Source organism: Olivibacter sp. XZL3 (genome assembly GCF_004368405.1).
Classification (GTDB): Bacteria; Bacteroidota; Bacteroidia; order Sphingobacteriales; family Sphingobacteriaceae; genus Olivibacter.
The window spans coordinates 32,169-45,641 of record NZ_SBJH01000042.1 but is presented as its reverse complement, the minus strand read 5'-3'; the positions used below and the strand labels follow the sequence as shown (position 1 = coordinate 45,641).

General features: G+C 44.9%; 8 protein-coding genes. 5 read left to right on the top strand and 3 right to left on the bottom strand.

What is annotated here, in order from left to right; translation table 11 throughout:
- Positions 1-4: 4 nt before the first annotated feature.
- On the top strand, positions 5-2,113 hold the full coding sequence (locus tag EPX21_RS09530) for a M1 family metallopeptidase (RefSeq protein WP_134089451.1): 2,109 nt from the start codon (positions 5-7) through the stop codon (positions 2,111-2,113).
- A 16-nt stretch (positions 2,114-2,129) separates the two neighbouring features.
- Here the strand turns inward: EPX21_RS09530 and EPX21_RS23355 are convergent, their stop codons facing one another.
- Genes EPX21_RS23355 through EPX21_RS09515 form a run of 3 tightly spaced genes read right to left on the bottom strand, consistent with a single transcriptional unit; the run spans position 2,130 to position 6,462 of the window.
- The gene (locus EPX21_RS23355; protein WP_134089449.1) at positions 2,130-4,364 is read right to left on the bottom strand and encodes a helix-turn-helix domain-containing protein; all 2,235 of its coding nucleotides are present in this window, start codon (positions 4,362-4,364) and stop codon (positions 2,130-2,132) included.
- A gap of 50 nt (positions 4,365-4,414) precedes the next feature.
- Positions 4,415-5,779 (bottom strand): HAMP domain-containing sensor histidine kinase, encoded by a 1,365-nt coding sequence (locus EPX21_RS09520; protein WP_134089447.1) that lies wholly within the window; start codon positions 5,777-5,779, stop codon positions 4,415-4,417.
- Positions 5,776-6,462 carry a response regulator transcription factor gene (locus EPX21_RS09515; protein WP_134089446.1) on the bottom strand — a complete coding sequence of 229 codons (687 nt, stop codon included), beginning with the start codon at positions 6,460-6,462 and terminating at the stop codon, positions 5,776-5,778. The genes EPX21_RS09520 and EPX21_RS09515 overlap by 4 nt, the downstream gene beginning before the upstream one ends.
- 201 nt (positions 6,463-6,663) lie before the next feature.
- On the opposite strand from EPX21_RS09515, the gene EPX21_RS09510 reads away from it, so the two are divergent.
- The 4 genes from EPX21_RS09510 (at position 6,664) to EPX21_RS09495 (ending at position 13,468) form a co-directional block, all read left to right on the top strand.
- Positions 6,664-7,164 carry a phosphoheptose isomerase gene (locus EPX21_RS09510; protein WP_134089444.1) on the top strand — a complete coding sequence of 167 codons (501 nt, stop codon included), beginning with the start codon at positions 6,664-6,666 and terminating at the stop codon, positions 7,162-7,164.
- Between the two features lie 121 nt (positions 7,165-7,285).
- Positions 7,286-9,160, top strand: coding sequence for a DNA topoisomerase IV subunit B (locus EPX21_RS09505; protein ID WP_134089442.1), 1,875 nt, complete (start codon positions 7,286-7,288; stop codon positions 9,158-9,160).
- 151 nt (positions 9,161-9,311) lie between these two features.
- The gene (locus EPX21_RS09500) at positions 9,312-9,977 is read left to right on the top strand and encodes a GDSL-type esterase/lipase family protein (RefSeq protein WP_134089440.1); all 666 of its coding nucleotides are present in this window, start codon (positions 9,312-9,314) and stop codon (positions 9,975-9,977) included.
- Positions 9,978-10,240: 263 nt separating this feature from the next.
- Positions 10,241-13,468, top strand: a complete 3,228-nt coding sequence (locus tag EPX21_RS09495; RefSeq protein ID WP_134089438.1) for a TonB-dependent receptor — start codon at positions 10,241-10,243, stop codon at positions 13,466-13,468.
- Positions 13,469-13,473: the final 5 nt, after the last annotated feature.

The window sequence follows — 13,473 nt, the reverse complement described above, 5'->3', positions numbered from 1 at the left end:
CCCTATGCCCAAAAATTTCCTGCTCTTTGCTGTCGCCTGCCTACTCCTGAGCGGGTCCTGCGCAACAACCAAGCATGTCGATATTCCGCCCGTTACTATATTTGCTAACGCGCCCAATGCCGACATTTATCAGGGCTCTTATCCTATAAAAGTAAGTATAAAGCACACGGATTTAGATCTCCATTTCGATTGGGAGCGGGCTCAGGTGCTGGGAAAGGCAACGCTTACTTTGCAAAGCTATTTTTATCCGCAAGATTCGGTGATACTGGATGCAAACGGTTTTGAACTGAAAGAAGTTTCCCGTGAAACTGCTGCAGGAAGGGTGAAGGTGCCCTTTTCTTACAATGGAAAAAAGCTGGCCATTGCGCTGGATCGAAAATATAGCAGAGATGAAACCTTTAAACTGTTTATCGATTACATTGCTAAACCGAATGAACTGGAAGTAGGGAAAGACATTTCATCCCCAGACGACAGGGGACTTTATTTCATTGAGCCGGATACGGTGACGGGCGTGCCGCGTCAATTATGGTCGCAAGGAGAGACGGAATGCAATGCCAATTGGTTTCCTACCATGAATAACACCATGTTGAAAATGACGCAGCGGATTGCACTGACTGTCCCTGATTCGATGGTTACGCTCTCCAATGGCTTGCTTGTGGAAACTATGAAAGGCGATAACGGAATGCGGACGGATGTTTGGAAACAGGATTTGCCACACGCGCCTTATTTGGTGATGATTGCTGCGGGCGTTTTCGACATCGTCAAAGATCAGTGGCGGGGAAAAGAAGTGAGCTATTACATGGAACCGGAATTTGCGCCTTATGCTCCGATGATTTTCGGTAAGACACCGGAAATGATGGAGTTTTATTCGCGCAAATTGGGGGTCGACTTCCCCTGGGATAAATACGCTCAAATCGTGGTACGTAATTTTGTAAGCGGGGCTATGGAGAATACTTCTGCATCGGTGTTTTTCGATCGGATGAATATGACCCCCGCCGATTATAAGGATGAAACCTATGAGGACATCGTGGCGCACGAACTGTTTCATCACTGGTTTGGCGATCTGGTAACGGCTGAATCCTGGGCTAATCTTCCCCTAAATGAGTCTTTCGCGACCTATGGTGAGTATTTGTGGTTGGAACATAAATATGGTAAGGAGGCGGCCGATATGCACGCGCTTAATGATCAGTTGAGTTATTTTGCAAAAGATAAAAATAAAGAGCTGGACGTCATTCGGTTCGATTATGCGGATCGGGAGCAAATGTTCGATGAAGTGTCTTACCAAAAAGGGGGGAGGATTCTTCATATGTTAAGAGACCTTGTTGGCGAGGAGGCTTTTTTTGCAGCACTTCAACTTTATCTGAAAAATCATGCTTATCAATCGGTTGAAATTCACGATTTGCGCTTGGCCTTTGAGCAAGTTACCGGACAAGATCTCAATTGGTTTTTTAATCAATGGTTTTTAGCTTCAGGTCATCCCGTTCTCGAAATAAAAACGGATTACGCCGGTAGCACCAAGCAAGTGCTTGTTCGAATTGCCCAAAAGCAGGATTTGTCGAATACACCACTTTATAAGTTGCCTCTTGCCATCGACATTTATGTCGATGACCATGCAAGTCGGCAATCCGTAACGCTTACCAAGCAGGAGCAGACCTTTCGCTTTCCGCTTGCAAAAGCCCCGCAATGGGTCAATGTGGATGCCAAGAAATGCGTTTTAGCACAGAAAGAACAGTATAAATCTATTGACGAATGGGCATACCAATACCATCATGGATCGCTGTTCATGGATCGATTCGAGGCTTTACAACACCTCAAGGATAAAATCGACAGCAGCAAAGCAAAGGAAGTGGTGCGGGCAGCCCTAACCGATAAAGCTTGGATTATACGTTTAATGGCTTTAAGGTCGGTCGAAAATTTATCGGCGGGCGAACGGAAGTCTATTTATCCTACTATTAAAAAGATGGCTATAGATGACGCGCGTTCTTATGTTCGAGCGAGTGCCGTGATGTTATTACGTACGCATTATAAAGCCTATGATAGTCAAGAAGTACTAAAAATGGCCGCACAGGATGATGCGCCGAGTGTTCAGCAAGCGTTACGTCTAAAAAACTAAGGGACGTCTGGCCTAACTACGCGACGTTGCCCGTCTTCGATCGTAACGCAGCTTGGGCTATCCGTATTTCATGAAACTCGACTTTTCGGTTAAGCAGCTCGCGGATTTCGGTAATTGACTTTTCGGGATGTTGTTTCAACAGGGCGATGACCGCCTCCAGTTTGCTCGCCGGCATGAGTTCGGCGGCCGTTAAATCGCTACCGATAAAGGATATCAGGTGTGTGATAACCGTGCTGCTCGTAAGTCCTCTCAAAGAGGCAATTTCCTCAATGCTATGTCCTTTTTTAAAGAGGCTGAGGCTCGTCCGTTTGGTTTCACCAACCGCAGTTTTTGACTTCTTCGTCTCTTTCTCGCTTGGTGCCACGACGGCTTGTTGTTGATGACGGGTAACCTCATGGATTACATCCTGTATATTTCTACCATCACGGATAGCCTGTGTAATGAAGGTACTTTGCTTAATTTGCTCCCGTTTGCGCTGGTAACTAAGCAACAGATCGGCTAGCTCTTTCTGGTACTTTTTATTCTTTTTCTTAATAGCCCATGCGTCTATATGCTGTTTAAGAGGGGCGATAAGCTCATCTTCCAAACACTTCAAAAACCAAGTAGCAGCTTTCGTAGTCCGTTCATGAATCAAATCAATATCAAGGTCATTTAAATTTAAAAACTGCTTGTTTAACCAGTTTTTAAATTTTTCTGCTACTTCAAATTGCTGGTTGCAAGCGCTGCTTATGATGCCAATCTTTTTATAGGCCAGGCTCTTGTCGGGAATGTTTTTAGCTAAAATATCATTTTTTAACGTATTCGTCTCCGAGGTGAGGTTGCTCCAAAAGAAGGTTTTGCTAAGGTTGTTTAAAAGGTAAGCCTTTTGCTCCTGCAACAACAGCTCGGCGATTTCCTCTTCAGGCAGTATACCCTTGGAAAAGGTTACGACATGGGGATCTGTGTGGATACTCGCTTGGGTAATTTTGGATCGCAGCACCAGTCCTTCCAACCTTGTTAAGCGACTTAAGGCAACGTATACTTGTCCGGCGGCAAAGCTCGATCCTGCATCAATGACGGCCTTATCAAAGGTTAATCCCTGACTTTTATGAATCGTTACCGCCCAAGCCAAACGAATGGGATATTGCTTAAAAGTTCCCAGTGTCTCCTCACTGATTTTGTCGCTTTGTTTATCGTAGTTATAGCGTAGGTTTTTCCATTCTTCCTGTTCCACCGTAAAGGCCTCTTGCTCTCCGGGAAAGCGGACTTTGATTTCGCCTGCACGGGCGTCGATTTTAACGATCACCCCGATCTTTCCATTAAAATAACGGCGCTCCTCACCTTTGTCATTTTTGATGAACATAATCTGCGCGCCCTCCTTGAGGTAGAGGCTGCCATCAGTCGGAAAAGAATGCTCGGAAAAGTCGCCCTTTATAGCAGCTTCGAAGCAAACAGGCGATCCCGGTAAGGCGTCCAATTCGCGTTGGTTAATCTGTTCAGCAATATGGTTATGGGAGCTTAAGGTAATAAAAGCCTCTTCCGGGCCCGGTCTGAAATCCGGTTGATAATGCCTGTTGAGCTGGTTTAGCTCTTCCATAGAGCAACAGTTGTTTCGAATATTATTGAGCAAAGAAATGAAATGGGTGTCTTTTTGCCTGTATACCTTGTTCAGCTCCAACAAAACAGGCGGAACTTCCTGCATAACATGGGCATCAAAGAAGAAGGGACTCTTATAATATTGATACAACAAAGGCTGTTCCTGGCCCTTCACCACCGGAGGCAGCTGATAGAGGTCGCCAATGAAAAGCATCTGCACGCCTCCGAATGGAGCCGCATTCCGCCGCGCCCATCGCAGGATGGCGTCAATGGCATCTAAGGTGTCTGCACGCAACATCGACACTTCATCGATAATCAATAAGTCAAGTTCCTGTAAGATGGCCCGACGCTGCTTCGTAAGCTTTATCTTGCCGAAAAGGCGCTGCTTATTATACACTAGGTTGCCCGGATCGTCCCATGCAAGCGGGTAATCGGCCAAATACATGCCGAAAGGCAGAAAAAAAAGCGAGTGAAGGGTAGTGCCGCCCGCATTAATGGCAGCTACTCCGGTAGGAGCTACTACCGCTAATTTTTTATGGGTGTGCTCCTTTATATAGCGAAGAAAGGTGGTTTTCCCCGTACCGGCTTTGCCGGTTAAAAATACCGGACGATTGGTGTGGTTGATAAAGGATACGGCTTGGGCAAAGGTGGTATTATGGGCATCGAAATTCGACATGACTGCTACTGTTGATGAATGCTGCTTTAAAATAAGAAAATTTTACAAACTTACCCAAAACGAGGGAATAATAGGGCGAACTCCGTGTACTTTGCCAGTTCTGAGCGGACGGAAATCTCTACCTGGTGGAGGTCGAAAATTTGTTTACTCAAATGTAATCCGATGCCGTGGCCGGGTAAGGTCTGGTTTTTCGGACTGCGATAGAACAGATTGAAAATCTGATCCAATTCGCTCGAATCGATGCCCGCTCCGCTGTCTTTAACAATAAGCATGAGCCGATGGTTCCGCGCCGTCAATTTTATGGAAACCGGCTGGTTGTCGGAGAATTTAAGCGCATTGTCAAGCAGGTTGCCGATAGCGATTGTCAGTAACTCGAAATTGCCCTGAACCTCGAGTAAATGAGGGCTTTGTTCGACTTCATGGAAGTCGATTTGTATCGATGCCCGCGGATTGGTAAGGCTTGTTTTTTCTAGTAGGTCCCATAACAATTCATCGATGCGGAGCGGAGCAAAGGAGCTATTTTGTGTCGCTTCCAGGCCCGACAAAATCAGTAGGCCTTCCAAGATGGATTTAATGTGTAAGGCGTCTATATGCAGGGAAGCCATTTGTTCTTTATATTCCTGTGCCGTTCGCGGACGCGACAAGGTGATTTCTAAATTACTGATAATGGCAGCCAAGGGTGTTTTTAGCTCGTGTGAAGCATGTTTTAAAAAGTTGCGCTGACTGTCCACCCCTTTTTCGAGCCGCTCTAAAAAACGGTTAAAAGCTTCAGCGAGTGCAGAAAGCTCGTCTTTTTCGTTCGTTGCCACCGATAGGCGGGCATCTAGATTTTTAGTCGAGATCGCACTGACATTATCAATAAGCTGCGAAAAAGGGCGAAAGGTTTGTTTGGCCAGCAGCTGCGTAAGCATAAAACTCAAACAAACGCCGGCTAATAGTGAAAGGAAAAGATAGCGTTTCAATTTGTCGAGCTGTGCTTGCCCTTCTGCGTCTACATCCGAAGCCACTACAACAAAATCGCCTTCATTGTCGCGGTAAAAGATTCCTGCAAACTGCCTGCTGTCTTCTGCAAAATACAGCACTTTCTTTTGTCGGATCTGGTTCAGTACGCGGAGGGGTATATGATATCGGAAGGTGTCATCCTCGAAGACCATCTGATTGTCCTTGTCGAAAAACCGGATGGATTCCCGGTGAAGTTCGTGATAGCGCTGCTCGATTAACGCATACTTTTGCGCGCTTAATTCGTCTTTTTCTAGATGGAAAAAAGCGGCCTTTAAGGCGCTAGCTTGCAACTGCTGAAAAAAAGAATGCCGAACGTGCTGTTCAAAAAGTAGAAAGGTCCCGGTAAAGGTGATGCCCAAGATGATCGTGACGATGAGTGTAGAGTTCCACGCGAGTTTAAGCCTTAGTGTCATTCTTCCTTCTGTTTAAGCATATAGCCTCGGCCTTTTATCGTTTGTATAAGCGGGTATGGAAAGCCTTTATCAATCTTGTTACGAAGGTAATTAATATACACATCTACCACGTTGGTATGTGTGTTGAAATGAATATCCCAAACGGCTTCTGCAATTTGTGTACGGGAAACGACGCGCTCGCGATGATTAAGCAGGAATAGTAAAAGTTTATACTCGCGGGGCGAAAGAGAGATACTTTTGCCCGCGCGCTTGGTGCTTTGCTCTGCAATGTTGACTTCCAGATCGGCGTATTTTTGTCTATCGAGAATGCCTTTTTCGAATGATTTTCGCCGCAATTGTGCATTGATCCGTGCTAAGAGTTCGTCAAAATGAAAGGGTTTTCCCAGGTAATCATCTGCTCCCGCTTGCAAGCCTTTCACCTTTTCCTCGGGGCTGTCTAAAGCACTTAAAATAATCAATGGACTAATGATTTTACGCGCGCGCAAGACCGTACATAGCTGGAATCCGGATACATCGGGCAGCATAATGTCCAATATAATTAAATCAAACTGGATATCCCGGGTCACTGCCAAGGCTTCGTAACCGCTGGCGACACTCGTAACAGAGAAAAGCTGTTCTTCCAAGCCCTTTTTAATGAAACTCGACAAACGGTGATCATCTTCGATAAGCAGTATTTTGGTCATCTAGTAGAAATTAGCCTGTAGTAATTAGTCCTTAGCTAATGCCAAGTGCCAATAACTAAATGCCTGCAAATTAAACATAATTAAGAGGCTTAGCAAAAAGTTAATGGAGGAGGGCTGTCGGCTATCGGAGATCAGCCGAAATCGGATAACCGATGGTGCGATTAAATTTTTCTCATTATCTTAGCAAAAAATAAAATAACCATGACAGACGTAGCTAAACAGGAAATTTTCGCCGAAATAGAAAAAACACTTAAAGAGCAAGGTTTTAACATTGATAAACAAGATCAGACGCGCCCTTGGGGTGGCTTTTTTGTTATCGATGAGAGCCAGGCACAACAATTTGCAGATACCTACTTTGACGGCCTGAATGTACAAGATTTAAAAATAGCTGGTAAACTGAGTCCAAAAATATTAGTGGTTGCTCCACAGAAACGCCTGTCGTGGCAATATCATCACCGCCGCGCGGAAATATGGCAAGTGGTTAAGGGAGACGTCGGTGTCGTAATCAGCGATACCGATGTAGAAAATGAAGTAAAAACCAAACATCCCGGAGACGTGATCAAGCTGGAAAAAGGCGAGCGTCACCGCCTTGTTGGTTTAGACGGATGGGGTGTGCTTGCAGAAATCTGGCAACATACCGATAGCGCGAATCCTTCGGATGAAGACGATATCGTGCGCGTACAGGACGATTTTGGAAGATAGAGAAGTGAGCTTTGCACGGGCCGCTGTAGTAGCCCCTCATGGTATCGGGACTGCTACTGCAACGGCCTCTGCTACTAAAAGTAAAACAGATGGCTGATCGCTGATAACTGATAGCTAAAATATGACAAATTACAACGAAGACAGTATACGATCGCTCGATTGGAAAGAGCATATCCGCTTGCGTCCGGGTATGTATATCGGCAAGTTGGGAGACGGCTCGGCATACGATGACGGAATTTATGTGTTGCTGAAAGAGGTGGTCGACAACTCAATTGATGAGTTTGTAATGGGAGCCGGAAAAACGATTGACATCAGCGTAAGTGAACTGAAGGTGTCCGTGCGCGATTATGGCCGCGGTATTCCGATCGGAAGTGTGGTGGATGTCGTGTCCAAAATTAATACCGGTGGAAAATACGATAGTAAGGCCTTTCAGAAGTCGGTGGGACTGAATGGGGTAGGTACAAAAGCGGTTAACGCACTTTCCTCGTCCTTTACCGTGCAATCTTACCGGGCTGGACGTACCCGCATAGCCGAGTTTAGCAAGGGAGAGCTCTTAAAAGACGAGGAAAAGGATACTTCGCAACGAAACGGTACGGCGGTGACCTTCATTCCCGATGATAGCATCTTTAGAAACTACAAATACAGACCGGAGTTTGTTGAAAACATGATCTGGAATTATGTGTTCCTGAACACCGGCTTAACGGTGAATTTCAACGGACAAAAATTCATTTCTGAGAATGGTTTGCGCGATTTACTCGAACGCAATATCGATGTTGAGGGGATGCGCTATCCAATTATCCACTTAAAAGGAGAGGATATCGAAATTGCCTTAACGCATGGGCAGCAGTATGGCGAAGAATACTATTCTTTTGTAAACGGCCAACATACAACCCAGGGAGGAACCCACCAGGCTGCCTTTAGAGAAGCGGTAGTGAAGACCGTGCGTGAGTTCTATAAAAAAGAGTTCGATGCCGCTGATATTAGGTCGTCCATCATCGGCGCAATTGCTATCAAGGTGCAGGAGCCGGTCTTTGAATCGCAAACGAAAACGAAATTGGGCTCCCAGAGTATCGGGCCGGAAGGCCCTACGGTGCGCACCTTCATTAACGATTTTGTCAAAAAGTCCTTAGACGATTACTTACACAAACATTCCGATACGGCGGACGCCTTGTTAAAGCGCATTTTGCAGTCTGAACGCGAACGTAAAGATATCGCAGGGATCAAGAAATTGGCCAATGAAAGAGCCAAGAAAGCCTCTCTTCATAACCGGAAGTTGCGGGATTGTAAGATCCATTACGATGATAAAAATGAACGTAACCAGGAGACCACCTTGTTTATCACCGAAGGGGATTCTGCCAGCGGGTCCATTACCAAATCCAGGGATGTACAAACGCAGGCCGTTTTCAGCCTGAAAGGTAAGCCTTTGAACGCTTTCGGGCTTACTAAAAAGGTAGTGTATGAAAACGAAGAATTTAATCTTTTGCAACATGCACTCAATATAGAGGATGGCTTGGACGGACTTCGATATAATAACATCGTCATTGCTACCGATGCCGACGTCGACGGCATGCACATCCGCCTGCTGTTAATGACCTTCTTTTTGCAGTTCTTTCCAGAATTGGTAAAGGCCGGTCACGTTTCCATTTTACAGACTCCTTTGTTCAGGGTGAGGAATAAGAAAGAAACCATCTATTGCTACAGTGATGAAGAGCGGCAGCGTGCCATTATTAAATTAGGAGGAAAGCCTGAAATCACACGGTTCAAAGGGCTCGGAGAGATCTCACCGGATGAATTTGGCCTTTTTATCGGGAAAGACATGCGTTTAGATCCGGTTATCGTGTCTAAAGATCAAAAGATCCAGCAATTGCTCGAATATTACATGGGTAAGAATACGCCCGATCGCCAACGCCACATTGTGAATAACCTCCGTATTGAGCAAGATGTATTAGCAGAGGAAGCGGCCAAAGCGGCCAGCGAGCTGAAGGAAGCGGTTTAAGGCAATGTATGATCGAGGAGCGCGTATTTGCAACCGGTAGCTAGACCGTGGTTTTGAGTAATTTTGTTGTCAATGTGCATCCCTTCGTCGAGATCGATCTATAGGCAGGCTTAAAGCTTACAGCAACTAGCTAAGAACAAATAAAATTACCATGAGAAACATCAACGTTATAGTAAGCCTTCTGTTTATCGCTTTTGCGATAAAAACCTATGGGCAACAAAAAGAACGGTATCCCTTTGAAAGTGAAATTGCTGCCTTCAAAAAAGCGGATTCCTTACAAATGCCACCGAAACATGGACTCCTTTTCATAGGGAGTTCTTCCATTCGTCTGTGGGACGACTTGGAAGCGCGCTTTCCTAACAAGCCCATTATAAAACGCGGTGTCGGAGGTTGCCAATTGGCTCATTTCCCCGCCTATTATATGGACGCTATCGTGTACCCCTACGAAGCTGATAAGATTTTTGTTTATGCCGGCGAAAACGATATTGAAAGTGGACAAACGGCCGACGAGGTTTTTGCTAGCTTCAAAAAGCTCTGGGAGTTAATAAGAATGAAACAGGCCAATACACCTGTCTATTTCTTGTCTATTAAATACAGCAATAGCAGAACAAAGGGATTTCCCCAAGTGAAAGAAGCAAATAAGAAAATTGAGAAATTCCTTAAAAAGAAGAAAAACGGAACGTATATAGACGTGGCATCCCCACTTTTAGGTGATGATGGTAAGCCAGATGATGCGTTGTTTAAAGCGGATCGCTTGCATCTCAATGCCCAGGGCTATGACCGTTGGCAAAAGGTACTCGAACCTTACGTCAATTAAAAGTTTAAAAAAAGCGATGCGTTCAACGGATCGCTTTTTTTTTTTTTAGCTACTTTTTTACTAGTTATTGTAAGTCATACACATTTTCTAAATTTTTCTTGCATCGTATACAAGAATTGTTTATGTTTACAATAACCAATAATAACAATAAACAAAAACTAAAAAACCATTTATGAATTAACAATCAGCAGAATCTTTTTTTGCGCAAAAAAATGTGTTTTACACATTTATAGCCAATTATTTAAAACTAAAAACCAATCTTTATGAACTTAAACTACAAAACTGCCAAGAAGGTTTTGTACCCCTTCTTTATGCTTTCCGTGGCCGTTCCCTCGGGTATCGGCTGGGCAAAAACAGGCATTGGAACCGTTGTTTCGATGGAAAGTACAGAAACTTCTCAACAACAAATCAATATTACCGGACGGGTTAATTCCATGACCGGTAATGAAGGAATCCCAGGAGTAAGTATAATCGTTAAAGGTACGCAGCAAGGTACCAGTACGGACGGAGAAGGACGATTTCACCTCGAAAACGTTCCCGCAAATGCAACTTTAGTGTTCACAATGGTGGGTTACAAAACCCTCGAAGAGCCCGTCAATAACCGAAAGGCCCTTTCCATTGTGCTGCAAGATGACTTAGCAAATTTAGATGAAGTTGTGGTTGTCGGTTATGGTACACAGAAGAAGGAAACCATCACGGGCTCGGTTGCTACAGTAAAAAGTGCCGAGCTGGTGAAGTCGCCCGTGCTTAACGTATCGAACTCATTAGCAGGTCGACTCGCCGGTGTTACGGCAACCCAAGGTAGTGCGGAACCTGGTTATGATGGCTCCAGTATACGGATCAGGGGTACCAATACATTTGGCGACTCATCGCCGCTTGTGGTAATTGACGGTATTCCGGCCCGGCAGGGAGGTGTTGAACGCCTTAACCCTGCGGACATCGATAATATTTCGGTACTGAAAGACGCCGCCGCTGCGATTTATGGTGCACGAGCCGCGAATGGGGTCATTTTGGTGACGACCAAGAGAGGTAAAGAAGGTAAACCATCGCTATCCTATACCTTTAATCAAGGCTTTTCCCAACCTACTTTTATCCCACAACTTGCAGATGCAGCACAATATGCAGAAATGCGGAATGAGTTGGAGTTGTTTAAACTACCGGTAAACGAATGGGGAGCAGCTAATTCGGCTTTTAACGAAACTGGAAGTTACACGCTTAACAACGGCTCCGTGGTTACGGCTCCGTTTTCACCTGAGGATATACGCTTGTTTAAAGACGGTTCAGACCCTTGGGGGCATCCGAACACCGATTGGTATGACGCTACCCTAAAAACCTGGTCTCCACAGTCACAGCACAATATTCAATTAACGGGAGGATCCGACAGCTTTCGGTATTTGACTTCGCTAGGCTATCAGCATCAGGATGCCTTCTATAAGAACTCGGCAACCTCTTATAAGCAATACGATCTCCGTATAAACTTAGACGCCACCATCAACAAATACATAAGCACCAAAATCGGTGTGCTGGGGCGGCAAGAAGACAGGAATTTTCCGACAAAGTCGGCCGGAACCATCTTCAGGATGTTGATGCGCGGTAATCCCACCATGCCCGCTTTTTGGCCGAATGGTTTACCGGGCCCTGATATCGAATACGGTGAAAATCCAGTGGTGATTACGACCGACCAAACCGGTTACGATCGGGATAAACGTTATTATTTTCAAACCAACGGACAAATTGATATCCAAATTCCAGGTGTCGAAGGCTTGAAGGTTACGGGTACAGCGTCCGCGGATAAATATATCAAACAAACCAAACGGTGGGAAATTCCTTGGTATCTCTACACGTGGCAGGGCGAATACGAAAGCGACGGTGTGACCCCTAGGTTGGAAAGAGGCTTGCGTGGTCCACGGCCAGATCCTGCCTTAACGCAAGGTAATGAAGATCAATTAAACATCTTATTGGGTGCCACCGTCAATTACGATAAGAAATTTGGTGAACACGCTTTTAATATCATGGCTGGCGTAAATAGGGAAACGATCCGAAATGATAATTTCAATGCTTTTAGACGGTACTTTATTTCTGCTGCCATCGATCAAATGTTTGCCGGAGGAGATGCTGAAAAGGATAATGACGGTACAGCATGGGAACGAGCTAGGCTGAACTATTTCGGAAGAGTCGGTTATAACTATAAAGAAAAGTATATTGCCGAATTCCTATGGCGTTACGATGGTTCGTACATGTTCCCCGAGAATAGCCGCTATGGTTTCTTCCCGGGCATAATGGGCGCGTGGCGCATTTCGGAAGAAAATTTCTGGAAAGATAATGTCACGTTTATGAACTATTTGAAGTTGAGAGCTTCTTACGGCCAGATGGGGAATGACAATGTAACATACAATGATGTGCTGCAAGAATATCAGTATTTTTCCACCTATGGCTTCGGAACTTACATCGTAGACGGAAACCTCGTGAAATCGCTGTATGAAAGCCGCGTACCAAATCGCTTTATCACTTGGGAGGTGGCAAATAACTATAACCTAGGTTTGGACGGCCAGTTGCTTGACGGTAAAATAAACTTCGAATTTGATGTCTTTATGAACAAGCGGAATAGTATCCTCTGGCAACGGAATGCATCTATCCCGCAAAGTACAGGAATGACCTTGCCAGCAGAAAATATCGGAGAAATGGAGAACAAGGGATGGGACTTGAGTATCGGATATAATAGCGGCGGCGGAGATTTTAAATACAATATCGGTCTGAACGGTGGTTACGCAAAAAACAAGATCGTTTTTTGGGATGAAGCGCCAGGTGCACCGGAATGGCAACGAACTACCGGAAGCATGTTGAATGCCGGACTCTATTATATATACGACGGGGTGTTCCGGGATGAAGCTGATATCGCAGCAAATACGCTGGACTATAGCGCAATAACCAATAATTTGCGCCCAGGTGATATGAAGTATAAAGATTTTAATGGCGATGGTTTAATTACACCGGACGACCAGGTAAGAAGAGATAAAAGCACGGTTCCAACTTTCCAGGGAGGCTTGAATATTGGTTTACAGTATAAGAATTTTGACCTTACTTTACTCTTTCAGGGCGCAACCGGAGGGGAGTTATTTGTAAGTACTGCAGAATCGGGAGCGATTGGAAATTACTTGACGCAATTTTATGAAAATCGATGGACAGTAGATAATCCGAGCAGTGAACATCCCCGGATTGCAGATCGAAGCGACCAATATTATTCTACCGGAAATACCTATTGGCTGGAAAGCACCAACTACATCAGGTTAAAGAACTTTGAAATAGGTTATACTTTCCCCATCGAATGGATTAGAAAAGTGGGAATGAGCAATCTACGAATTTATGCCAATGGATTGAATCTTTTTACCATTAGTGGTATTAAAGCTTATGATCCCGAATCGCTGAATCAAACGGGGCAGTATTACCCGCAGGCAAGGATTATGAATTTTGGCGCGTCTGTAACTTTTTAAATTGA